We start from the raw sequence: 25233 nt of genomic DNA, 5'->3' as shown, positions 1-25233 counted from the left end.
TTTCCTGTCAAAAAAGTAAGGAGTTACAGGAATCAAAAACCACCAGGAATGATATTCCCGGCGGTGATGATCCCGTCTCAAATATGATTACGGATATACAACCGTATTACGTGGAGCAGAAGACTGTTGTATAGAAACGATAGTATGAAAATCAGACCTCGGTGGTCTGTCAGGAATGTGAGACGGCAGGTGAAGACACCCTGTGTTCAGCCAGATGTTTCTTCATTTTTGCTACTTCAGTTCCTGCCAGCATCATAATGCCTATTCCGTGATTGTCATTGGTAACGGTACGCAAGTCCTGATCATAATACTCTGCCGTAAACGCATATCGTGATCCGCTACACACGCCATGCACACTCCCTTGACGATCAATGGCTTTGCAGATAAGTCCCTTCCAAGCCCGCTCGGCAGCTGTGACGTAAACTTCAGGGTCTTTGAACCAGCCAAAGCGTACACCTCTCGCAAAACCATAGGCAAACATCGCCGTGCAGGAGGCTTCTTCATACGTCTGCGGAACATTCAACACCTGATGCCACAACCCGCTTTCCCCTTGAAGCGCTGCGTACCCCTCACACAGCTCATTGAAGAAATCTATTAAGGCTGGGCGCTCGGGATGCTCTGTTGGCAAAGCTTCCAATACCTCTGTCAAGGAAAACAGTGTCCAGCCATTTCCCCGTCCCCATGGAATCTGCGTTGCCTGTCCGTATTTGAAATCATACACATGGGACATGATCTTGAACTCAGGCATAAACAGATACTTCCGATACAGTGAAAATTGTCTGGCGGCTTCATCCAATGCGGCTGAGTTGCCTGTCACCCGTGCATAACGAACGAGAAACGGCGTGCTCATATAGAGGTCATCTGCCCACATGGTATTCTCGGCATACTCCCCTACACATGTGCGATAAAATGCACCATCCTCCTGCCGTTCCAGGCGGGAAAGCATGAAATCTGCAATCTGTTCAGCAATCGGAAGAAACGTTGGTTCATGACACTCGGAATACGCTTCTAGCATGGCCGAACCAAAAGAACCACAGTTATCCAGCATTTTCAGCATGACCAATTGTTGATTGACTGCCGGGAAACCATACTGCTCCCGATCCCATAAGGAGTATTCATACATCTGGGTACATGCCTGCACATGCTCAGCCGCATAACGTGTAATGTCCGGTCTTTGCAAATAACGCCCCGTCCGTAATAGACCATATACAGTGACACCCAATGGATAATCCCAGCGACCATAATTGGTCACACTGCCCACTGTCCATTTGTTGCTTAACATCGCATTCTCATAATAAGGTCTGATCCAAGCATCCGGTCGATCTAAGCGCCAATACGTCTGTTCTAGACCCGTTTGATACACTCGGTCCGTTCGAGTCAGATCCGCCAAGTCCGGTTCAACCTCCGACTCAAAAGGTCCAACATATAACCAAGACTCTCCATTAGCTCCGTGCACACGCTGAGGAAGTTCCAGTGAGAGCGGCTTACCCGACACGGTTGCGTTCAAATTAAAATGCCAAGGTCCAGCCGTATCGTCATATTCACTTCGGACAAGCAGGTCACTCCGCCCAAAAGAAGCTGGTACATCCACCTCGAACGGACCCGCTTCCTTCACTTGCGCCACAGGCTTGCCGCTAATCCATATACTTAGAGAACCGGAAGATTGACCTGACAATCGCACTGCATTCCCGGTTGAATCGTTATTGTTCAGGTGGGTCCAAGCATAAGCATGCTTACCAGCAAGATTTCCGTATATTCGCTCGAAAGCTGGCTTGGTTTTATCTTCATCAGACCAGCCTGTCTCAGGCAGCCAGTTCAAGCTGACGTCTGATTCTTTTCCAAGCAGGTCCGGTTGTTTACTCGTGGCTGGGTTCGGTTGGGAGAACACCCACCCCGCTTGCCCCTGTCTCTCCTGAAATGGAGCATATACATTCAAAATGCGCACTTTTCCTTCATCTGACCCAAATTGGCAGCCAAATCCGGCAGGGGTGTTTTTCATCTCCAGCCAAATGGTGTTCCAACCAGGCTTGATATCGATGCTGAGCTTCACCGTTGCGTCTGGACTAATCTCATCCATTACGGTAGAGCGATAGACCAACTGCTCATTGAAATAGAAACGAACAGGCCCATAACAGCGGACCAACACGTCCAGATTCCGGTCCTCGTCCCCCCAAACCAATGCAGCTGCGTAGGATATATGGTCTTTAGGTGCATCAGGAAAGCGTTTACTTAAATTCAGATCATAAAGCCCTTTTTCATTTTGCAAAATACCAGACTTCTGGAATACCCGATATACAAAATCAGCCTGTGCATTGGCTCCAATATACCTCTCGGCCAGTACCTTCAACACCTGATCCTGATCTTCTCCAAATCGGTAATACATGCTCTGTGGTTCACTGAAATAGGTCGTCATCGATGGCACACATCCTTCTCCCGTTGAAATAAAGTCTTATATCATAACATTCATACCATCCACACTGGAGCACCAAACTAATATGCAGTAATAAAGTATAGCGCTTAACCTAGGTGGGTAATCCCCTTACCGGGAAATAGGTATGTCCCTTGGTTATCTTCTGAATAGCCGAATAATAATCCCAGTATAACTGACATGTTCGGTGGTGGCTACAGATTTTTGATTACGCTTACAATTATATCGGATTTAGTCGCCTTTTCTCTCTAGGTTAACTTAAATTTAAACAATGGTTTAAAAACGAGAAAACGTTACCGATATAAATACTAGATTGAAAAATTCCACTTTTTGTATCGGGAAGGAAAGATGCACATTGAATACTCTTGAATCTCTGGTAAATGCTATGCCTTTTGTTAGCCAAATGTTCCGTGACGACATATCCATATCCATTAATGATCATGAGAAAGTATTGTATTTTTCCGAAGCAAAAAGTCTGGAGATTGGTGTGAAGGTTGGGGATGAGCTGCATGATGATTATAAACATTTCAAAATGCTGACTAACAGAGATTCCCGTACCGTGGCACGCATGCCTGGTGATCTGCAAGGCAGACCTTTTGATGCCATTCTAATCCCTATTAAAGAGAACGATCAGGTCGTGGGTATATTGGGTGTGAACTACGCACTGGATAGTCACATGACACTGGAAACGCTGATCCGTGAAAATGAAACAACCATTAATGCGCTCGTCGGCGGCATTCAGCAGATTGCGGCACATTCCGAGGAACTCTCCGCGACATCGGAAGAGATTCTGCGCAATTCCAAAAAAGCTTCAGAGAACTCGGTCAGTGTAAGTAAAGTAACAAACGTCATTCGTGAAGTATCGGAACAAACCAATCTGCTTGGACTCAACGCCATGATAGAGGCAGCCCGTGTGGGCGATCAGGGAGCCGGCTTCGGTGTGGTTGCCAGTGAAGTACGTAAGCTGTCAGATCATACGAAGCAAGCAGCAGCTGATATCGAATCATCCCTAGGCAGCGTACAAGATTCCATGAAACATATGGAGCAGGAGATCGGTCAGATTACAACCGCAACAGTGGATCAGGCCAAGCTTGTTACCGAGTTCATGGAAAGTATCGAACAGCTTAGTGAGACAAGCGCGAATCTGAAAAAGTTCGTACATCAGATGCTGGCGCTCGAGTAGTAGGCCAGTTCCACAGTAACAGGAAGAACAAACCATATTACATGTACATAGGAAATCATGTTTGAATGCAAATAAGCCTCCGGCTACACTTCCCTTAACAGGAAGTCAGCGGAGGCTTTGTTTCGTATTTGTGGTGATATCACCTTAATAGTTTATGGTCACACGGCTGTTATATCTCTACAGCGACGCCAAAATGGTCGGACACGACCGGCCCGTTTTTACCGTTCAAGACCACGGTAGAAGATTTAGCCTGAATCGGACGATTGGAGAAAATATAGTCGATCCGAAGATCGCGTTTGTTATCTGCCCAGCCGGCAATGGCCTTCACCACGGTTGCTCCTTCATCCTTTTGCAATGCTGTGGTATACAGGTCATTCCATCCTTTGCTCATCATATAATCATAACCTTCATCACGCACTTCCGCGACATTATTGAAATCACCCATTATATATAACGGCTGGTCCATGTAGGGGGCAAGCTTGCTCTCCGTCAACTCCCACTGTCCCTTGAAAGGTTCCTGCGCATCATCCCACCAGTTATAATGTCCGTTCACAAACCAGGTTGCTTCACCTTGGACGACTGTCTGAATTCCCACAATCTTGCGTGTACGATAGTTGTTATAATCTCGCATGTGGGACACGTATTCCCCAAAAGCCTGCTTAATCGGCGTCCGGCTAAGGATCGCCAGTCCTTCATCGTATTTTTGGAACCCGACATGCGCGGGAATCCACGTCCAGTAATATTGTTCTGTCAGCTGCTGAAGCAGGACGTAGGCATAGTTGTCTTTTTTAATCACTGCATCGGGTTCAGTAGCATAATACATCTTCAGTTCTTCTTCAGAAAGCGCGACTTCCTGCATCGATTGGTTGACCTCCTGCATGGAGATCACATCGAATTGATGTGTATTAATAAAATCAGCCAGCTGACTGATCTTGTTCAGTTGATCCTCTTCCGCCCAAGCGTGTGTGTTTAACGTAAGTATTTTCATATGCTCTCTCCTGTTGTGTGTAATATGGCCGTTTCCCCGGCCTGCATCGTTCCTGAAAGGAATACATACCATAAGCATACACAATATGGTGCAATCATGCATTCCGTCCGCCAGCAGAACCGACGTGTTCATCCTGATTCCAGTTGGTCTAAAATAACTTCAAATTCTTCATAACCCATGCACGGATTGGCTCATAACTGATATGATGGATACAACAAATTTACAACATCACGTCATAGACGTGGTGATTACTGAACCTATGTTTACCCCAGGAGATGGAATGATGAACATACCGAATAACATGAGGATGGATGATGCGCAGTGGCAACAGTTGATCAGGCAGGTTGCAGAGCATTTTAATAACCTGACGATCATGCGCGGATTCCAATATTATAAACAGAAACGTGTCGGACCATTAACCTATTCCGAACAACAAGGGATCTCGGCCGTTGTACAAGGATCGGAAGAGTACGAGGTCACACTAAGCATGCAATCCCTGACTACAAGTCATTGTACCTGCCCGGTGAGTTCCGTATGCAAACATATGACGGCTGTATTAATGAGTTATGCCGAGCAACTGGAGCGACCTGTCCATGCCATTGTGAATGCGCACTCCAGTACTGCACTCAAACAAACGACCAAACCCGTCGGGGCCATGTCCGCAGGAATATCCAGCTATGCAGATGCCGATGAACAACAGGATATGGACATTCCGGACAACCAATACAGCCAGATCAAGGAACGTGCAACAGAGCTTGCTGATCTCGAAATCTCGGAATGGCACGAACTATTCCACTCATGTCTGAGACGGCTGGGTACTGGCACAGCAAGCACATCCTACGTACAGGAAGCAACGGACGAGCTGTATGCCATTAAACCAAGGCTGTCCGCTGCAATGGACCAACTTTTTGAACTACATGTGCAGCTGCACCTCATCCGATTCTGCGTGCCGCCGGCTCGTAATTCAATCACTCATACCCCCGTGTACTTGAGCTACCCTGCCCAGCTCGCGGTGGATGCACTTCAGAAAGACATTGAACGGATCTTTAACCATCCACTAGACCTGTCAGGTCTAAAGGGAAACAAGCTTGAACAACTTTGGAACAGACTGTCTGAAACCTCAGCTTATTTACGTAAACAGATGATGCCTGAGACAGCCAGCATGATGTTCTTCACTCCGATCTATCGACAACTGTGGTTGAACTGGATCGTACCTGAGCTGCAAGGGTCGTGGGACATGTTAGTGTCGGAACAGGCCATCTTAGATGATATAGAACGCAATATAACCGCCGCTTCGTCACCTTCCCAGTCAGGTGGGAGTGTCTTGGGTAGCGCTCAAAATAATGGAAGTAGTAGTGATAGACCAGGCAAAGCCGTAACACTGCCTTTACCACTCATACTCGCGCAGAGCTGGATGCACTTCCATCTGGGGCAAGATGATCAGGCATGGCAGCGACTCATCCATGGAAGCTCGGCCTACGGCTTCCCGCCAGAACAACTGTTGCATTTTCTCCATGTACTCGCAGATTCGGCTGAATGGAAGCGACTTGGGGATTGGTTGGTACAACTTGGCCCCCTTCTGGCGAATCGGCGTAATACACCTTTGAATGATTACATGCATCTATGGGATACGGCCATTCAACATCTGCCCGATGCAGAGAACCGTATGTGGGACACGCTTGTCAGTATGCTTCCCCACTCCCGCCCCGCCTACGAGGATGCTATGCATTCGCGTGGACAGTGGCGCAGATGGATTGATTTTCAGCTGAGTACGGGAACGGAACCTCTCGAATTCCGCGTAGCGATGCTGCAACCAATCGAAAAAGATGCACCTGAGCTGCTGCTTCCCTTCTATCATCAGGCAGTGGAGCGTTATATCGGACACAAAAACAGGGACGGATACAAAGCAGCGGTGAAGCTGTTGAAACGTCTGTCCAAAATCTATAAAAAAATGAAGCAAGAAGCGCACTGGGAGCAATTCATCACCACACTCGCCGTTCGTAACAGTCGGCTGCGCGCCCTGCAGGAAGAGCTTCGGAAAGGTAAACTGATCTCATGAGCTTAATTCATCCTTACACTGAAACGATTGAGGTTCACGTCGCTTTAACCGGATATGGCGATGCTTTGTTTTACGGAGCACTCAACACACACCACTTTGTACCGGGACAGTCGCTTAAGCAGCGATTGTTCGCTTGGCATGCGCCTTCCTTCTACGGGACCGAACTGGAAGTTCGGCAGATTGAGGAGATTGAGCTGGTTGTTCTGCCTGCGGAAGAAGTGATTCCCTTTTTTGCCGAGATGCATACGCTGCTTCATATTGAATGGAAGTGGGACGAACAAGCGGAACATCTGATTCGACTAGCTCCAGCACTGGCATCCTCCATAGAGAAACGAAAATACGTACCTAGCTTCGAGGCATACCGTGCAGGACAGCTTCAGTGGACCTGGGACCCGGATAGCTTGAAAAAGCAGGATCGGGCATCGCTTACCAAAGCGGTTCAGCAAACGGACGAGAGTTATGCCGAAGGACTTGGGGCGGCCTATTCCGCCTTTGTATTCCAGCGCTGGTACAGTTCGGAAGAAGCTGCAACGGATCTGCGGCGTGAATTCCCGCAGTTGTTCCCAGAGCGCGGCACTCTACCCAAGACAGCCGGGATGGATGCTCAGTCCTGGCTCGTATCCATTGGCTGGAAAGCAGATGCCGCACCATTCAGACCCATGCTGCAATTGCAGGAGCCGGACGAGGATGAGCCATCTTGGCGGCTGCGATTGGTGTTGCAGAACAAGCTGGATGCCGCTGTATTGGTGCCCGTCATGCTGGATTCACGGGGCAGACTTGAAGGTGAATGGCCAGAGGTATGGACACCGTTCATTCTGGATCGCTCGGCCGGATGGCTGGATCAGCTGCGTGCACATCTGCCGCGTCTTGGAAGCTCCATTAGTGGTAGGCGGGATGTGCTGAGTGATCCTTTGGGAGATCAGGAAGCCTGGCAGTTCCTGACGCAGGATAGCGGCAGGTTGCTCGCAGCGGGCTGGCAAGTTCTGCTACCTGGTTGGTGGGAAGCAGCCCGTAAGAAGAAACCAAAGCTGCGTGCTAAGGTGCAGCCGGAGGAAGGCAGTGAACGGGGACAGTCGTTCTTTGGACTGGACTCGATTATTCATTTTGACTGGCGAATTGCGATTGGTGACACCGATCTCAGCGAAGATGAGTTCGCCGACCTTGTTGCCCGTAATGAACGACTGGTTCGCTTCCGTGGAGAATGGGTTCCTCTCGACCCCGATCTGCTGGAACAGATACGTCGTGCCATGGGCGGTGTAGATCGGGAACAGGGACTCTCATTCCAGGATATTCTGCACCTGCATCTGCTACACAATGAGCAACGGGAATATCGCAACCAGAAATGGAAGGAAGGACAACAAACCGAGGAAGAGCAGCAACCACAGGATGATCAGAACATTCGGCTGGAAGTAGAACTGAATGAGCACCTGAACCGGGTTATTGCACAACTCGGGGGCGGACAAGGCGGCGCACCTTCCCTGCCCATTCCGACAAGGCTTCATGCCGAGCTGCGATCGTATCAGAAGGAAGGTTTTGCATGGCTTGGTTTCCTGCGCAGATTCGGACTTGGGGCATGTCTTGCCGATGATATGGGTCTCGGGAAAACCATTCAGTTCATCACGTATCTGTTACACATCAAGGATCATGAACCACGCAAGCCGGGACAAGCCCCGGTACTTCTGATCTGCCCAACTTCCGTACTGGGCAACTGGCAAAAGGAAATTAGCCGCTTCGCACCCTCCATTAATGTCAGTCTGCATTATGGCGCACGCCGATTAAGTGGAGAAGAATTCCGGGAGCAGACCGAGCAGGTGGATATTATTATCACGTCCTTTGCTACGGCTACACTGGATCAAGAGATGTTACAAACCTACACCTGGGCATGCATCTGTCTCGATGAAGCGCAGAATATCAAAAACGCCCAGACCAAACAGTCCTTGGCGGTCCGCAGTTTCCCGGCGAAACACCGCATTGCCATGACAGGTACGCCGATCGAGAATAGGTTGTCCGAGCTGTGGTCGATCTATGACTTTATCAATCCAGGATATCTGGGCAACGCCCGGGCATTCCAGACTCGCTTCATCAGTGCCATTGAAAAAGATAAAGATGAGCAGCGCATGCAGGATCTACAGCAATTGGTGAAACCATTCATGCTACGCCGTAAGAAAAAAGATCCCAATATCCAGCTTGATCTGCCGGACAAAAACGAGATGAAAACCTATATTCACCTTACGGGCGAACAAAGTGCATTGTATGACCAGTCCGTACAGGCCCTGATGGATAAAATGAAAGAGCTGGAAGGCATCAAGCGCAAAGGTGCCATTCTATCGGCGTTAACCCAGCTCAAGCAGCTGTGTGACCACCCTCTGCTGTTGACCAAAGAGGCTTTGCCTGAGGAACTGCCTGAAGACGGCGCATTAACATCTGCTTATGACGTGTACAGTCCGCAAGATATGGCGATGCTGATTAGTCGCTCCGCAAAACTGGAACGACTGATGGAACTTGTCCGGGAATTGCGGGACGAAGGCGAGCGATGCCTTATTTTCACCCAATACATCGGTATGGGACAGATGCTGCAACAGGTACTGCGTCAGGAGTTGCAGGAGCCTGTGCTGTATCTGCACGGGGGGACCTCCAAAACGGCACGGGATCGTATGATTGAGGAATTCCAATCCCGTACATTGCCTGAGGATAAGCAACCGTCCGTCTTCATTCTGTCCATCAAGGCAGGCGGTGTGGGATTGAATCTGACCGCAGCCAACCATGTGTTCCATTTTGACCGCTGGTGGAACCCTGCTGTTGAGAATCAAGCCACCGACAGAGCTTATCGGATGGGTCAGACCAAAGATGTTCAGGTGCATAAGTTCATCTCTCTTGGCACATTAGAGGAGCGGATCGACGAGATGTTGGAGAGCAAACAGCAGCTCAGCGATAACATCATCACAAGCTCTGAGAACTGGATTACCGAATTGTCGACGGACGAGTTGCAGGATCTGTTCACTCGGCGTCGTGACTGGTCGGGCTAACTTGGATTAGATGATATATATCATAAAAAAGAGAAACACAAAAAGAGCGAAGTTTCGGAATTTGAATTCCGACTTCGCTCTTTTTGTATTGTTGCAGCAGTTAATCATCCGTTCTTAACGCATGTTACCGATGATGGATGATCTTGAATCCTGCATTTTTTTGACAAAGTTTGTCATGACATCAAACGCTTCATTGCGCTTGTTGGACATGGACTGCAGACGAAGCATGTCCATCTGTTGCGAGTTGCTTGCAGCATCAATTTGACCTTTCAGCTTTTGAACAGCTGCTTCATCCCCGTTTTGCTGGGCGATCTGCAATTGAGAGTTCAAATCCGCGATCTGTTGATTACGGTTCTGTACTTCCTGGATTTGTGTTTGCAATTGCGCATCCAGCAATTTGGCGCGTTCGCTCTGAACCATCATCAAAGCCGTTTCGATATCCATACTGCTAATGTTGATAGGTGTTACGCCAGAGATGTTGGAGACTGAAACTGTGCTCGCTGAAGCTGAAGAGACGATGGATACTGCAGCAACAGCAGCAACCACTGTTGAAGCGAAAAATTTGCCTGAACGTTTCATGAATGTTCCTCCAAGTATATATGTAATTTGTACCAGTTTTTTGTTGGCATCTTCCGCCATTCTAAATCAAAAGAACTAGTTGTACAATCAAATTAACTTCAAATTTGAATTAATTTCGTTTCCCCTTACACACGCCTACCTCCGCTTACAATTTGAGTAAATTAAGCAGGGCATAATAAGTAAAAGTGCATTCTTACAGGCATATTTACTACGACTAGATTGTTCTATACTCCTACGCTTGAAAGTCACATTGGAGATTGACGATACGTTCATGATTTTACTTTAGAACATGGTTATGTTATATTTACTAATAGATTTTACACAATTTAATTTTGTGATATTTAATATAAATTGATGTTATATACTTTACGGGAGGTTTTAATATGAAAAAGATACTGGTTGTTCTAACAAATGTAGATAAGTACGCAACAAAGGACGAGCCTACTGGCTTGTGGCTGAGCGAAGCAACTCATTTTATTGAAGAGTTTGACCATAATGACAATGTTCAGATCGATCTGGTTAGCCCTAAAGGCGGGAACGTACCTCTTGATCCGAAAAGTCTGGGCGACTCTCTGGATGAGAGCACCAAAACCTATTTCGAGAACGAAACGTTCATGAACCAATTGAAAAATACGTTGAAACCTGGCGAAGTGAATGCAAGTGACTACGATGCAATCTACTTCACAGGCGGTCACGGTACGATGTGGGATTTCCCGGATAATGCTGAACTTCAAGAGCTTTCTCGTGAAATCTATGAAAAGGGTGGCGTTGTATCCGGCGTGTGCCACGGAGTTACAGCCCTGTTGAATGTGAAGCTGTCCAACGGCTTGCTTTTGATCAACGACAAAACCGTTTCCGGCTTCACGAATGAAGAAGAAACATTGGCTCAACAAACCGAGTATGTTCCTTTCCTGCTGGAAGATGCTTTGAGAGAACGCGCTGCACAATATGATAAAGCTGCTGCCTTCAATTCCTATGTCACAACAGATGGCCGCGTGGTCACAGGACAGAATCCGCAATCTAGCAAAGCTGTAGCTGAAAGTGTTAAACAACTGCTGGGTCTCTAAAATAAACCGATCGATCCCTCTCCTCCCCCAGGAGATCATATAGATGTACAAAGCAAAACAGCACGTGATCCGTCATAATCTGACAGAACACATGCTGTTTTTTCTAGTGATTTGTTGATGCAGAAGCTTCCGTTGCTGTTCCTCCAGCCAAACGCTTCACGATATAAGGCACGGTCACCGACGTCAGGATCACGGCAAACGCAATCTGAGCGATAGCTGTGTCTACATATGGCGTATACGCCGGATTGAACCCGGCAGCCATCGAAGGCACCACCATGGACAATCCAGCAACCGAACATGTCGCAGCCGCTGCGTAACCTGGTCGTCTTAATATCGTTCGATCGATTCCAATGAGCGGCAACATGCAGATCAGCAAAAATAACACGGTGACCAGCAAGCCGGACAGACTGGACTGAAATGCAATACGCAGATCAATATTGGACCCAAAGCTGGTACCTAGAAAAGGTAGTAGAATCAGTGTTCCCGGAGCGAACATCTTTTGTATGTTGCTATCCAGGTTACCAAGCAGTATCCCGATCAAGAAAGGTACTAGCGTAGCAAGTACACTGAGATAATCGATACCGACGCCACTTGCCGAATTCAATATCATGACCGGAATAACCGGTACGGCGATCAGATTCAGAATGCCAAAAGCAGCACGATCCACATCATCTCCATACGTGTTCATCAAGGCCAGATATAATCCCGGATTACAACTGGTCAGAACGGCAATGAAGGCTACCGCAGAAACTCCCCCGACCCCACTTATGCCAAAAAAGTGTACAAACGCCCATCCGAACAGGCAGCTGATGAGGATGCGTGAAATACAGAGCACCCCTGCTCTCTTCAAAGTCACTAGAAGCTGTGACAAGTTAAGCTGTGTTCCTGATATCAGTAAAATCATACCGATCAGCACCATGGTACCTTTCGATGTGAACAACGCTGTTGTTGGATCTCCGATCTGAAAAAATGATGGAAACACCGTGTTGATGACCGCGGCGGCCAGCATAGGAACAATCAGCAAGCCGCCGGGTATTTTTTGGATACGACCCAAAATGTTCATGGTGCGTTACAGTTCTGCTCCGTTGGTACGGATCACATTCTGATACCAGAAGAAGGAATCCTTACGATATCTTTTCAGCGTACCATTTCCATAGTCATCCTGATCCACGTAGATAAATCCGTACCGTTTGCTCATCTCGGAAGTCCCTGAACTGATCATATCGATGGGTCCCCACATCGTGTATCCCAACACCTCGACCCCATCAGCAATGGCGAGTCCCATCTGTTCGATATGTTTGCTTAGGAAATCAATCCGGTAAGGATCGTTGATCGTTCCGTCTTCATTCAGTTTATCGTAGAAACCTGAGCTATTCTCCAGAATGAAGACAGGTTTTTGATACCGATCATAGACGAGATTAAGCGTATACCGCAGGCCAATCGGATCAATCTGCCACCCCCACTCGTTAGCGGGCAGATGCGGGTTTTTATATACGCTGTGTACATTACCTGCCGTTAGTTCGAGCTGCTCCGTATCACTGCTGGAAATCATCGAGTTGTAATACGACATCCCCACGAAATCAGCCGTGTGTGCACTAATGCTATCCAGATCGCCGTCCTCGATATTCAGCTGGATCTCCTTGTTTTTGAAATACGTTTTACTATAGTAAGGGTACTCGCCTTTATTGAGCACATCGAGATAGAACTGATTTTTCATCTGATCATCCTGTTGCATCTGGAGTGCGTCCTCCGGCTTGCAAGTGTAAGGATACGTTGTAAAATAAGCCACCATACTTCCGATCTGGTTATTCGGATCAATCTCATGTGCCATCTTGGTTGCTCTGGACGCAGCTACAAATTGATGATGCAGCCCCTGGAACAGCATTTCTTCATAATTTGGAGAATCATAATCAATGATTCCCAGCGTTTTGGCCGATGCTTTCACGCTCATGTTGATCTCGTTGAAAGTCACCCAATATTTCACTTTGCCCTTGTAGCGATTGAACAACACATCACAATAGTTCACATACAGATCGATCAGCTTGCGGTTATACCATCCTCCGAACTTGTCCATCAGTACAATTGGCGTATCAAAGTGACTGATGGTGATCAAGGGCTCCATACCCTGTTTTAGACATTCATCAATCACCTGATCATAGAACTCTAGTGCCTTTTCGTTCGGAGCGGCATCGTCGCCACCTGGAAATACTCTGGCCCATGAAATGGAATAACGGAATACTTTGAAACCCATTTCAGCAAACAAGGCGATATCCTCACGGAAGTTATGATAAAAATCGATCCCCCGGCGCTTCGGATATTTCACGGTATCCGGGTCATTCCTGGCCTCTTCAATCATCTCCCAATTCACTCTGATCTGCTTGGTCACTTTGCGGTCGTTCTTCTCGTTAAATTTCATCACTTCAGGGATGGTCAGACTCTTGCCGTCCACATTATAAGCTCCCTCGGCCTGACAGGCAGACAGTGCACCGCCCCATAAAAAATCTTTTGGAAAATTGGAATTCGTCATTTTAGTTTCCTCCTGTTATTACGTGTTATTAAGACCATCTAGCTTGTAACTTGTAGCTTAATGAAAAGATGAGCAGTTCTTACGGAATCAGCTTGATCAAAGGTTCACTCTCCCGGATCGGGCCGCTGGTCGCTGTAGTCAGCACATCTCCGTACTGTTGCATGTTGGTTACCACAATCGATGTAATCGTGTTATATCCTGCTGACGTAATGCCTTCTGGATCAAACTCCACTAATATATCCCCAGCCGTGATTGTCTGTCCTTGTTCGATATGAGCGTTAAAATATTTCCCTTTCAGACTGACGGTATCCACCCCGATATGAATCAGGATCTCGACACCATTCGCAGCTTTCAATCCGATAGCATGTTTGGTACGATATAGTGCTTCGACTACCCCGTCAAATGGAGCATATACCTTGCCATCTGTCGGAACGATTGCAATGCCTTTACCCATCAATTCTTGGGCAAACGCTTGATCCTCCACTTCAGAGATCGGTTTGATCTCCCCTGTCATTGGACTAACGATAAGCATGTCAGAAGACGTGGATGTCAGTGATGATACGGACGCTGTAGTTGCCTCTGTGGCAACGGCTGTTTGATTGCTATTTACTTTATTCGTAGCTTGTTGCTGCGATTTATTTCCATCTGTATCTTCCTTGATGCCAGCCAACAGCGTGAACACAAACCCGAGTACAACGGCGGCAATACAACCAATAACGACATACATGTAACGATCAGAGGAATACGTGCCAATTGCCAATACACCTGGAAGTGAAATTGCATTCGCTGTTGTATGCACCAAGCTGTAGAATCCACCAACTAATCCTCCTGCCAGACAACCTGCGAAAAACGGACGTTTGTATTTTAGCGTTACACCATAGATCGCTGGCTCGGTAATCCCGAACAAAGCGGTGAATCCACTCGAAGCAGCCGCTGATTTCATCGTTTTACTCTTCGTTAGGACAAACACACCGAAGGCCGCTCCAGCCTGAGCCAAATTCGCTGCCAGTGCCGTTGGTAACAGCACGGTTGCACCCAGGGTAGCCACTTGTTGAACCTGAATCGGCATGATGGCATAGTGCATACCAAACATGACCATGATCGGTTTGAAAAATCCAAGAATCGCACCTGCAAGAACACCTGCGGTTGAGAACAATGAGTTAATGCCGTTGGTCAACCAGTCACCGATATATGATCCTACTGGGCCAAGCACGATCAGTTCCACTGGAATCATAATGAACAAAACAATCATTGGGGTAAGCAGGACCTGTAGAAACTTGGGAATCACTCGATTGACGATCGGATACACATAACTCATAATCCATACCGCCAAAATGATTGGAATGACGGAAGAGGAATATTTCATCAACAGAATCGGCATGCCGAGAAAATCAATACTGTTTACACCCGTCTCAGCAATCTGAGCCGCAGCGTTCAAAATGGTTGGGTGCATCAGCCCCGCAGCAAGAGCTACCGCCAAATAGGGATTGGTTTTGAAACGATTTGCTGCACTAACAGCCAGGAAGAATGGCATGAAGTAGAAAATACAATCCCCGATCATGTTAATGATCGTCAGGAAGCCGGAGCCTTCCAGGTAACCCATGGCAGTTATAACGGTAGCCAAACATTTGATCATCCCGCAACCAACAAGTGCTGGCAGAACAGGCGTGAATATACCTGCGATGGTTTCAAGCACTACGTTGACGGGGTTACGTCTCTTTTTCGGTCCACTGTCTGTAGACTCCGTAAGCTCGCCAATCTTGTCAGAAGTTAGATTCTTCACTTCACTGTATACCGCGTCTACTTTGGCACCGATAACAACCTGAACCTGTCCACCGGAATTTTGTGCCTTGAGCACCCCTTCGAGCTGATCCAACGCTTTGAGGTCTGCTTTGTTATCATCCTTTAATACGAATCTCAAACGGGTTGCACAGTGTGTCAGACCCGATATATTTTGCTCGCCGCCAACGAGATCAAGTACGTTTTTAGCCAAGTCTTTGTTGTTCATGACCCTTCTCCTCTACATGAATAAATTGGATATATAAAAAATGACCAAGCCGGGGAATCGTCATTCCCTACGCTTGGTCATGCCTGATCGAATCAGTAACAGTCCAATATGGATTATTCGGTTAGTTTTTCATTAGGTTCATTCCGTTGGTTCATTCGAAATCAATCGTTGGATATGCAGAATCAGATATAATTTTTCATCATCCGAACAGGTCCAGCCGTAATTATTTTTCAGGAAGTCAGCAATCTTCTCCACACAAGCCAGTTCTTTCGGAAACTTCTCCTTCACCATCAGGAACAGAGATTCATTCTCGTCTTTGAGCGATTTACCGCTCATCTGCCTCAGAATGAAATACCGGATATGTGTGGCAAAGCGCATGAAGTGGATGGAATCCTCCTGAAAGTCAATTTTGAGCGCATATTTGATCACGGACAGAATCTCGCCCGTAACTGTGGTCACCTTGGTGGTATCCGTCATCTCTCCCGATCCAACCTGTGCATTAACAAAATGCAGAGCAATCAGTGTTGTTTCGGCTGTTGGCAGAGCGATATCCGTTTTTTCCTGAATCAGCTTCAGCGCAGCCTCCCCCACCCGGGTCTCGTCCGGATAGAGTGTCCGCACTTCCCATTCCAGCGGGTTTTTGATACGGATACCTTCTCTGGTTCGGGTCAATGCAAAACTGATATGGTCGGACAGGGTGAGAAGCAGATTCGGGTTAAATGTTTTATTCAGGATCTGACTGCCCAGCTTGATGACTTCCTCCGCGAGATAAATATCCTCAATCGGAATACTGTTCAGCAGGTCATACATACGGATGTTCTTTGGTGCTACAAATATTTTCTCCACCAAGTCCGTCTCCGTCAGCTCATAGGGCGTTTTCAGAAATCCTACACCCTTGCCTACGACAAAAACCTCTTCGTTATGTTCATTAATAGCGATGGCTACGTTATTGTTTACCTTCTTGATAACCTTCAATGTTCTCACCCCCCAACAAAAATAAAAAAAGACCGAAAGCGATTACAGTAAAGCAATCGAATTCGGTCATGCCTGGTTTCCCCAGTAACAGTCCGTGTTATGAATATAAGTTTATTATAGTGCTGTTTTCGAAAAAGTCAATCATCCAATCTTAGGGAAACATGCCTCTGCAAAGCAGATGAAAAAAACAAAGCGCTGTGGTACAATGAAGGAATTGTGTATTCACAGACAGACATGTGGGTAAAGGTGCTGAATCGATTGTGGATCAGTGCCCTTTATTCATGATTATGCTGCCATTCTAGGGAGGCTTATGGAACAACCATGCTCATTATTGGTATCGCCGGAGGAACCGGCTCCGGTAAAACGACGGTAGCTCGCTCCGTCATAGACCGTCTGGGATCAGGTAAGGTTACGTTTATATCCCAAGACAATTATTACAAAGACCAGTCGCAGCTCACACCTGAGCAACGCCGACTCACCAATTACGATCACCCGTTTGCATTCGATAATGATCTGTTGATTGAGCATCTCACCTTGTTGAAAAAAGGCCAAGCGGCATATGCTCCCGTATATGACTTCACCATAGATAACCGTGCTGCCAATGAGACGGTTGAACTGGCACCGAACCATATTGTCATTGTAGAAGGGTTACATGTGCTGATTGACGAACATCTTCGCAGTCTGATGGACATCAAAGTATTCGTTGATACTGATTCCGATGTGCGGATTCTACGTAGAGTACTACGAGACATTGAAGAACGCGGACGCACGATCCAATCCGTGTACAAACAATATCTCGAAACGGTAAAACCAATGCATGATGCTTTTATCGAGCCATCCAAAAAGTATGCCGATATCATTATTCCAGAAGGCGGACATAATGAAGTAGGTATTCAGATGTTATCCATCCTCACCGAGAAATACCTCACCGGGGAAAATTGGAACGGCGCTTAATTTACTGCAAGCAACACAACTGAAATCCAGATTACGATACAGCGTAATCTGGATTTTTTGTTGATTTTTCATTTATAATAATCCCCATAATTGAAAGGAGATCTCCCCCTATGGCTACTTTTGAAGAGTTCATGCAGCATGACATCCGGGTTGGTACCGTGGTGGAAGCCGAACCATTTCCAAAAGCTCGCATTCCCGCTATCAAAATGACGATCGACTTCGGACCACTTGGCCTGAAACGTTCCAGTGCTCAGATTACCCAGCGATACACGCCTGACATGATCATTGGCAAACAGGTCGTTGCTGTAGTTAATTTTCCACCTCGCCGGATTGCCGGTTTTGTCTCTGAAGTACTTGTGCTGGGCGGCGTGCCTGGTGAAGGCGATGTTGCCTTGCTCACACCGGATAGTCCATTACCTAATGGAACACCGATAGCCTGACTTTATTTTGAGTAAGAAGAATAGGGCTTTTCAAATGTTTGGAAATCGAGTATTCTTGATTTATTGATTATTGAATTGATTATTGAATTGACTATTGATGGAATTACATATGTTGGAGACCTTAAAGCATAAGGCTATGAATCTGCGGGTTCGTGGCCTTTTTTTGTGTTTTTTGAGGAAATATAGGTCTGGAGAAGTAGTAAGGGTTGAGCGGAGAGGAGGAGTTTTGTTGATAAATCATACCAACAGCCTAGTTATACATGGTAGAATATTGATTATTATTACAAATTTAGTATCTAGTAGCCTGAAAAGTACATATCAAGGAGAGAAATTCACAATTGAGAGGAGTAAGATTCATGAAAAAAATGATGATTTCCGGCGTAACGGCATTAGCTTTATTAACAGGGGGTATCGCAGGTTTTGGAGGTGTTGGGAGTTCTGTAGAAGCCGCACAAGCTACAACTAAATTCAAGGACGTTCCAGCTACACACTGGGCATCCGCAGCGATTAATTCAGCCGTGGAACAAGGTTATTTCAAGGGGTATGCCGACGGGACATTTAAACCAAGCTCACCGGTCACCAAAGCTGAAATGGCAAGTATCCTGGGGCGTCTATCCGACCAGCCTAATGCAACGACACAAGAACAAAACAATTTCACGGACATCCCCGAGTGGGCAAAAAGTGGTGTCTCTACTGCTATAGCAAAAGGTTTTATCAACCCTTCTAATTACAAGGGCAAATTGGACGCACAAGGCGCTCTTCAACGAGGCGAAATGGCTACTTGGCTGACGCAAGGACTAACCGTGGTTGATCCTGAGTACAAACAAGCACTCTCTGATGTGACGAACACCGTTGTGCCCGCAAAGGAATATTTCACAGGTAAACTCGCAAGCGCTCAAAAAAATGCAGTAGCCGTTGCCCTGGGAACAGGACTTATGAGTGTGGCAAACGATAAAACATTTGGCGTTGATCGTACCACCACTCGCGCGGAAGTTGCTGTATTGATCGCCCGTTATGCAGCAGTTGCCAAGACAAAACCTGCCGATTTTCAGGGTCTGAACGAACTGCGGGCGGTGGGCTTGACGGGGACGAATTTGGATGTTATTGCGCCTAAGTATCAGAAAGCAGGACCAGAAAAATTTTCTGAATCGTATGATTACAGCAAAGTAACTGGAGATTTCGGGAAAGTTCGTAATCAAGAATTAGTTACAGTAACGAATTATGCAGATCTGAAGGTCAAGAACTGGATCATCGTCAATCCATATGTAAAAGGAACTGAGAGAAGTATCTATTATCCTGTTTTCGTTGATGAAAAAGATAGATTACTAAGAGGCGCTTATTATTCTTTTACAGAGTTTGATATTAGTATTAAGAACTCTATGAATCAACTGCAAGCCGGTAGTCTTATCCATTCCCCAACTATTAATGCTCTAACTTCACCAAGCACCAAAGCTTTTAGCGAGTATGGACCTAAACATATAAATGATTTACTCGGACCCAAAGGCGTGTTTATCGTAAAGAACCCTGTTTACTGGGGCCATGGTCTCTTACATTTTGATAAGTCACTAAATCCTGGAGTACGCCTGACGCTCAAAGATGGAACAAACTATACTGTAGTTCCAAATTAAATTATGAAAAGGGTGTTCCAATGTGCAGTTCTATAAATCATTAAAAAAATTATTAATAGCATATATAACATTGTGTATATTGTTCCAAACCCCTTCAGTTGTTTTTGCTGGAGGGGGGCCTGGAACAAAGCCAGTGTTAGAAGCCTCTCATATAGTCCCTCCATCACCTGCAAAGTCGCAGAAAAAAGTAATCCCCGTTGAGGGCAGTGGAATGTCTAATATCGGTGTTTATGTTTACCAGCTTGATAATTTAAGATGGCGTGTAGATGGAGAGTGCAACGGCCAAACATTAAGCAATAACCCCGATACTAACAAACCAAACTCATCATTAGTCTGCGTAAATCTTTCATTAGATGCACCAAGCTACAAACCCTCTGAGTACTTTGATCATTCCGGTCAGAGGTATTCTAGAAGTGAATTAACTACAATTTCGTTAAAGCCCATGTACATGGATAACACACAATATTACTTACCAGGAAAACCAATCTTGGTTAGTGTGGAATCATTTGACGGTGATACGGTGAAATTTACAACTCAAATCGGAGGTGCGATTGAACCAACAGCCCACAGACCCTATAATCCACCTAAATTCTCTGCCGACTACATATTCAATACGGATATATATTGGCGGGCCTTTGCCGAAATAACCAAAGAGATCAATCTTACCGCTGGCGGGCAACTTAGCTTGAACCAGTCCAAACAACTTAATGCTACGGTCAAGACGAAAACTGGAGATGGAAACTTTGGAGCGGAGACCAATGTAAACACTGGAAGCGGTGGTACAACGACATGGGAATCATCCAATCCTGGTGTTGCTACCGTTAGTAATTCCGGATTAGTCCAAGCTGTCAGTAGGGGAACTACAACCATCACCGTACTGTGGAAGAAAGATGGATTTCAGTTAACTACCACAACAAACATTGGTGTTGAAGAGAACCCAGGTACTGGCGAGGGCGACGGTAACGGGGGCGGTGGTGGAGGTTGCACGCCAACGATTGGACCACCTTCTGCTGGAACCATCATGAGCATGAATGATCTTGATCCAAATGCCAACGGTGTTATAAAGTCAGATAACAGAGATAACGAGACATTCAATGTGTTAAGAGGAATCCCTACTTCCGAGTCACTCTACATAAATGCCTTTGCTGACAATTATCTGTTTAAACAAGCTTGGGCGAAAATGAGCGGTAAAGTTACATACAACTGTAATGTCACAATCTCGTACGACAGAGAGTGGACAGTACCTGGACCAGAGGAATGTGATGATGATGGTTGTACACCAGGGCCACCTGTACCCGCGAACGACACGGTACCCAAGCCATACAACTTCCAGATCACAAGAGACTACTCCTACTGGAAAATTAACAATCTGGAAGTATACAAGATCGCTAAAGCAACCATGAATAATTACGCTTTGCCCGGTGAGACCGTTACGATGAATCCAACAGGATACACACCACCAACACTAGAGTCTAAAAATGATGAAGCCGTAGAAAGCCATGTACGACCAGGACAAACCACTTCAATCTCATATACTCCACCCAAATTAACAGGTGGTTTGAACCAACCTCCCAGTGTGCCTGATGATACATCACGGTTAAAAGGGATAGCTGAATCCAACACACCTCAAAGTAAAGTGAATAATGATTTAGTGAAATTCAACAACACAACCATTATGAATGATGTGGAAGCAACCAAAGATGGCCCAGCGCCATCCAATATTCCTAATCCAACGACGATTGGGCGGGATGTGCTGTACAAACCGGGTAATATGATCAGCAATTCCCTGCTGAATAAAGCAAAAACCACAAGCTCTGGTGAAATCTATTATGATTTGCTACCAGATAACGTGAATGGCGGTTCCAATAAAATATTACCGATTAACGGCATCAACACGGTCACGGTACACACCCCTGTCGTCAACTATGCCTGGGTATCGGATGATCAACCGCATAATCAGAAAACCGTACCGGACCCAACCAGCGCTGCACTCATTCTGGAACGTCCGTTCATTGTGCGAATCCCTACATCGGGACAACACTTGGACGCAGCGAGTTATCCCGGTTATGGAAATCGGGACTATGCCAAATATTTTCGAATCAAACAGGTGCAATTCCCGTTTGATGTCTATAACGCTGACCGGAGTCAGTTTATCCCTGCCAAGACATGGGTTGATATTCCGATCAATCAACTGGATACCACATTCTACCTCCCTGTATGGGTAGACGAAGGCAAGTACCACATTGCATTCCGCAATATTGCAGAGAATGCACCTGCAAACTTTACCGAGCAACAGGATGCCAATACCAATCTGGCATATCATGTCGCAGCAGACACTGTACCGGTAGATGTCATCGGAAGGTTATATGATTTTCACGTCACTGATATCTCTGATTACAACTGGGAAAGTGTATTTCGCAAGCGGTTGGGTAGTCCCGAACCAACGGGCTATAGCTACTGGACCGGGATGAATAGCATTGATGGTGATCCGCGAGGCAACCTGGCTCCATTTGTATTGCCTATTCGACCAGGAAGCCATCCGGTGCAGGGATTCGCTAACGCAACTGTGAAGACAGGGTACCATTTCAAGTTCGATCTGAAGACCAAGGGCAATATGTTTGGCAAACAGGATGGTATTCGAATTACACCCACTTTTGCTTTTGTGAGTAAAGACGGGTCCTCCCGACAAGAAGTGGATCTGTACTACCATCGAGGCCAGGAACGCCTGATCCGTATCGGATCGGTGCAGGATCTGGAGAAACGCTTTGTTGTCCTGAACTCACGTCTTCGAAATGTACCCGGCACAGAGTTAGGCGATACAGCGCGTTACCAGTATACTTATGAACTGTCAGCTGAAGAACGTAATCAGCGTACGTTGGCAGAATATATGGTTCGCTTGGTCGATCAGACTTCTCATCAAAAAACATGGGTAGGTCGTTATGATTGGATGATCCTTTCCGCTCCGATTAGGACACTCATTGGACCTAAAACGGACATTCCTTCTGGGGTCAACGCGGACCGAGCCAATGCAGCAATCCAGCGTTGGTACGGGGAGTACAGCTTGCCAGCCGATGTATATGCTGTACCAAAAGGGACGGATCTCGAACCCCTCGCCCGACAAAATCAGCTGGATGAGAAATCGAAGATTTTTCTAAAGAATGGTTATATCGTAGTCAACTTCAACATGGAGAGCCTGCGGAATGGAAATACAGAGGCGCCCCATCTGCAATACATTCATGCACCACTGATAAATCAATGGCAGATGGAAGGTTTCAACAAAAAGCCAACAGACAGTCAAGGTAGAACCTGGCCGCTGAAGGATGGCGATATTGTCTTTTACCATGCTGATCAGTCTAGCCGGAATGACTTCCAATCCCAAGTACCACACTAGTTTGAATCTCTCATGTCAGTACGACTGGCTAAGCAGATGTAGCCAACTACATGTGGACAGAAGAGTCTATATGCGGAGTACCTCTCCAAAATAGACTGACTGTCTTTATAGCGATAATCACCCACTGAAGCAATCAATAAATATATGATGAAATAGCCATGAAGTGCCAGACTGAGTACTATACAGCCTGCGCAAAACTATGGTGTACTGAATGACATAGGTGCACCGAACCACATACGATAAAGCATTCACAAGTGATTCCGCTGTCACATCCCAACTACACACAACATGCCTGTTATACAACAAAAGGGTTATCCTGAAAGTCATCTATGGACTTCTGGCGTAACCCTTCTTGCATCATTCTCATTTTATAACCTTACTTAGACTATAAAGAAAACCCGCACATCCGTATTATCCTGACAGCCTTTCTCCAGGAGACAGGTAGGTTAGCAGGAACGTCAGGAACGTGATGCCGAACAATAGGACTACCAGTTGTAATAATCGTTTAACGATATATCTGCTCAAGTGCTCTAACGTCCTTCCACAAAACTTTATGTATGTGCCATGATGTTCTTCATCCACAGCTCCCCTGAAAACTTATAAATTCTATCAAAAAAAGCGTCCATCTCCGTGTTACTGGATGAGGACGCCTTAAATAAACAGATTTTCAGAAAAAAATCATGCTCTCTAAACACCTTCCTATCTCCCGTAGGGTACTACTGTGTTTCCTAAACCTGGCAGGTCTCCTGGCTCCAGAATCATCGTCACTTGCAGCCCCTTCCCGGCTTACACCAGTGGATTATCGCTACCTGACTCCTCTGTTACATTGGCGGGACCGCGCCGGTATTACACCAGACTTCCCTATTAAGCTTCCACCCTGACGGGCAAAGCACCAAGTTCTACATATTCAATTACACTTCTGTATCAGTATAGCGGGGGACGACGTTTAATGATCAAAACTTTTCTTTTAAATTTGAAACACTAGATGCGTCTAATCTCGATTTCTCGAACCCTTTGGAGACACACCCGTCACTCGCTTGAACATCTTGGAAAAAAGTAATGGGTCCGTATAGCCGACAGAATGGGCCACTTCACTGACCGACAGCCCTGGATTCTGAAGAAGTTCGGCAGCCCGATTCATACGGTACTCCAGAAAAAAGGACTGTAGCGACATGCCATATCGCTCTTTGAACAATCCCGATAGATACGTGCGATCCAACCCTACAGCTTGGGCAATATCCAGAATGGAGGTTCGCTGGCTGTACCTGTTCTCTATAAACTGCACCGCCTGTCGGATGTACGTCTCTTTGTTCGAAAGAAGCTGTCCTATTTCTTCCTCTACAGGCGAAGAAGAGATTAATTCTGCCATCAAGCGGTACAAGAGACTCTGGTTCAACACATCGCCTCCCGGTCGCGTGGAAGCCTGGACCATCTCCGTATACAACTGTTCCATCGTATTTGTATCATGGGCATCATATATCGGGCGCTCCGGGCTCAATTGGGCACGTTGCATGAATGCTTTGGCTTGTACGCCTTTAAAACCAAACCACGAATACGTCCAGGGCTCCTTCGGATCTGCCTCATAATGAATAAGTGTATCTGGTAGAATCACAAAGCCCTGTCCCTGAGTCAGCTTGTACTCCCGATCCCCCATGTACACGGTGCCCCGTCCTTCATGGATGTAATGCACAATGTAAGAATCACGTACACCGGGTCCCCAATAATGCGCAGGATCACAGGCCTCCCACCCGAAAAACAACAACATCAGCTCCATCTGTGTCCAGCCTGCGGGAACCACATTCATCTCAATGCGACTCATTTTTAGCCCTCCATCCTGACTTCGTTCCGCTTACCTCTTTATTTAATAATTTATATTATAACAGCTAAAATACTTAAATATCAGTTGAAAGCGAAAACAAAAATGGGATTATGCCATGTTTGAAAGGGTTTGAGCCATAGTTATATGTGCCGAATCGGCCT

General features: G+C 46.4%; 16 protein-coding genes and 1 riboswitch. Of the genes, 8 read left to right on the top strand and 8 right to left on the bottom strand.

Annotation, left to right across the window (positions count from 1 at the left end):
• Positions 1–169: 169 nt before the first annotated feature.
• The gene (locus tag CXK86_RS26475; RefSeq protein WP_076254174.1) at positions 170–2413 is read right to left on the bottom strand and encodes a glycoside hydrolase family 88/105 protein; all 2244 of its coding nucleotides are present in this window, start codon (positions 2411–2413) and stop codon (positions 170–172) included.
• Between the two features lie 370 nt (positions 2414–2783).
• Here CXK86_RS26475 and CXK86_RS26470 point away from each other — a divergent pair, with 370 nt between their 5' ends.
• Positions 2784–3611, top strand: a complete 828-nt coding sequence (locus CXK86_RS26470; protein WP_017691152.1) for a methyl-accepting chemotaxis protein — start codon at positions 2784–2786, stop codon at positions 3609–3611.
• A gap of 169 nt (positions 3612–3780) precedes the next feature.
• On the opposite strand, the gene CXK86_RS26465 is transcribed toward CXK86_RS26470, so the two are convergent.
• The gene (locus CXK86_RS26465) at positions 3781–4599 is read right to left on the bottom strand and encodes an endonuclease/exonuclease/phosphatase family protein (RefSeq protein WP_076254176.1); all 819 of its coding nucleotides are present in this window, start codon (positions 4597–4599) and stop codon (positions 3781–3783) included.
• Between the two features lie 283 nt (positions 4600–4882).
• Between CXK86_RS26465 and CXK86_RS26460 the strand changes: the two genes are divergently transcribed.
• Positions 4883–6658, top strand: coding sequence for an SWIM zinc finger family protein (locus CXK86_RS26460; protein ID WP_101314826.1), 1776 nt, complete (start codon positions 4883–4885; stop codon positions 6656–6658).
• A 5-nt stretch (positions 6659–6663) separates the two neighbouring features.
• On the top strand, positions 6664–9684 hold the full coding sequence (locus tag CXK86_RS26455; RefSeq protein ID WP_101314830.1) for a DEAD/DEAH box helicase: 3021 nt from the start codon (positions 6664–6666) through the stop codon (positions 9682–9684).
• Between the two features lie 114 nt (positions 9685–9798).
• Here the strand turns inward: CXK86_RS26455 and CXK86_RS26450 are convergent, their stop codons facing one another.
• Positions 9799–10263 (bottom strand): hypothetical protein, encoded by a 465-nt coding sequence (locus CXK86_RS26450; protein ID WP_051450029.1) that lies wholly within the window; start codon positions 10261–10263, stop codon positions 9799–9801.
• A gap of 383 nt (positions 10264–10646) precedes the next feature.
• On the opposite strand from CXK86_RS26450, the gene CXK86_RS26445 reads away from it, so the two are divergent.
• Complete coding sequence (locus tag CXK86_RS26445; protein WP_076254183.1) at positions 10647–11330, top strand: type 1 glutamine amidotransferase domain-containing protein; 684 nt, start codon at positions 10647–10649, stop codon at positions 11328–11330.
• 103 nt (positions 11331–11433) lie between these two features.
• Here CXK86_RS26445 and CXK86_RS26440 read toward each other — a convergent pair whose 3' ends face one another.
• The 4 genes from CXK86_RS26440 to CXK86_RS26425 all read right to left on the bottom strand — a co-directional run bounded on the left by CXK86_RS26440 (position 11434) and on the right by CXK86_RS26425 (position 16849).
• On the bottom strand, positions 11434–12393 hold the full coding sequence (locus tag CXK86_RS26440; protein WP_076254185.1) for a 2-keto-3-deoxygluconate permease: 960 nt from the start codon (positions 12391–12393) through the stop codon (positions 11434–11436).
• Positions 12394–12399: 6 nt separating this feature from the next.
• Positions 12400–13857 carry a glycoside hydrolase family 1 protein gene (locus CXK86_RS26435; protein ID WP_076254188.1) on the bottom strand — a complete coding sequence of 486 codons (1458 nt, stop codon included), beginning with the start codon at positions 13855–13857 and terminating at the stop codon, positions 12400–12402.
• Between the two features lie 79 nt (positions 13858–13936).
• Positions 13937–15865, bottom strand: coding sequence for a beta-glucoside-specific PTS transporter subunit IIABC (locus tag CXK86_RS26430; RefSeq protein ID WP_076254191.1), 1929 nt, complete (start codon positions 15863–15865; stop codon positions 13937–13939).
• Between the two features lie 138 nt (positions 15866–16003).
• Positions 16004–16849, bottom strand: coding sequence for a PRD domain-containing protein (locus CXK86_RS26425; protein WP_235200849.1), 846 nt, complete (start codon positions 16847–16849; stop codon positions 16004–16006).
• Between the two features lie 312 nt (positions 16850–17161).
• On the opposite strand from CXK86_RS26425, the gene udk reads away from it, so the two are divergent.
• From udk to CXK86_RS26405, 4 genes are all read left to right on the top strand, one after another.
• Complete coding sequence (udk, locus tag CXK86_RS26420) at positions 17162–17794, top strand: uridine kinase (RefSeq protein ID WP_017691162.1); 633 nt, start codon at positions 17162–17164, stop codon at positions 17792–17794.
• A gap of 110 nt (positions 17795–17904) precedes the next feature.
• Complete coding sequence (gene csaA / locus CXK86_RS26415; RefSeq protein WP_036674663.1) at positions 17905–18234, top strand: chaperone CsaA; 330 nt, start codon at positions 17905–17907, stop codon at positions 18232–18234.
• Positions 18235–18590: 356 nt separating this feature from the next.
• The gene (locus CXK86_RS26410) at positions 18591–19862 is read left to right on the top strand and encodes an S-layer homology domain-containing protein (protein ID WP_076254194.1); all 1272 of its coding nucleotides are present in this window, start codon (positions 18591–18593) and stop codon (positions 19860–19862) included.
• A gap of 448 nt (positions 19863–20310) precedes the next feature.
• Entirely contained in the window at positions 20311–23253 is a 2943-nt protein-coding gene (locus CXK86_RS26405) for a DUF5704 domain-containing protein (RefSeq protein WP_256720196.1), read from the top strand.
• 719 nt (positions 23254–23972) lie between these two features.
• Positions 23973–24165, bottom strand: a riboswitch (cobalamin riboswitch).
• 79 nt (positions 24166–24244) lie between these two features.
• Here the strand turns inward: CXK86_RS26405 and CXK86_RS26395 are convergent.
• Positions 24245–25072: an AraC family transcriptional regulator gene (locus tag CXK86_RS26395; RefSeq protein ID WP_076254197.1), complete on the bottom strand. Its 828-nt coding sequence runs from the start codon at positions 25070–25072 to the stop codon at positions 24245–24247.
• Between the last annotated feature and the right edge of the window lie 161 nt (positions 25073–25233).

This window comes from Paenibacillus sp. BGI2013 (assembly GCF_002843485.1).
Lineage (GTDB): Bacteria > Bacillota > Bacilli > Paenibacillales > Paenibacillaceae > Paenibacillus > Paenibacillus amylolyticus.
Note: the sequence above shows the minus strand (reverse complement) of the source record. Positions and strands in the feature narration are given on the sequence as shown.

Coding starts and splice junctions, on each gene's coding strand:
- CXK86_RS26475 (WP_076254174.1), bottom strand. CDS start 2,413: ATGACGACCTATTTCAGTGAACCACAGAGCATGTATTACCGATTTGGA.
- csaA (WP_036674663.1), top strand. CDS start 17,905: ATGGCTACTTTTGAAGAGTTCATGCAGCATGACATCCGGGTTGGTACC.
- CXK86_RS26450 (WP_051450029.1), bottom strand. CDS start 10,263: ATGAAACGTTCAGGCAAATTTTTCGCTTCAACAGTGGTTGCTGCTGTT.
- udk (WP_017691162.1), top strand. CDS start 17,162: ATGCTCATTATTGGTATCGCCGGAGGAACCGGCTCCGGTAAAACGACG.
- CXK86_RS26460 (WP_101314826.1), top strand. CDS start 4,883: ATGAACATACCGAATAACATGAGGATGGATGATGCGCAGTGGCAACAG.
- CXK86_RS26465 (WP_076254176.1), bottom strand. CDS start 4,599: ATGAAAATACTTACGTTAAACACACACGCTTGGGCGGAAGAGGATCAA.
- CXK86_RS26440 (WP_076254185.1), bottom strand. CDS start 12,393: ATGAACATTTTGGGTCGTATCCAAAAAATACCCGGCGGCTTGCTGATT.
- CXK86_RS26435 (WP_076254188.1), bottom strand. CDS start 13,857: ATGACGAATTCCAATTTTCCAAAAGATTTTTTATGGGGCGGTGCACTG.
- CXK86_RS26395 (WP_076254197.1), bottom strand. CDS start 25,072: ATGAGTCGCATTGAGATGAATGTGGTTCCCGCAGGCTGGACACAGATG.
- CXK86_RS26405 (WP_256720196.1), top strand. CDS start 20,311: ATGGATAACACACAATATTACTTACCAGGAAAACCAATCTTGGTTAGT.
- CXK86_RS26445 (WP_076254183.1), top strand. CDS start 10,647: ATGAAAAAGATACTGGTTGTTCTAACAAATGTAGATAAGTACGCAACA.
- CXK86_RS26430 (WP_076254191.1), bottom strand. CDS start 15,865: ATGAACAACAAAGACTTGGCTAAAAACGTACTTGATCTCGTTGGCGGC.
- CXK86_RS26410 (WP_076254194.1), top strand. CDS start 18,591: ATGAAAAAAATGATGATTTCCGGCGTAACGGCATTAGCTTTATTAACA.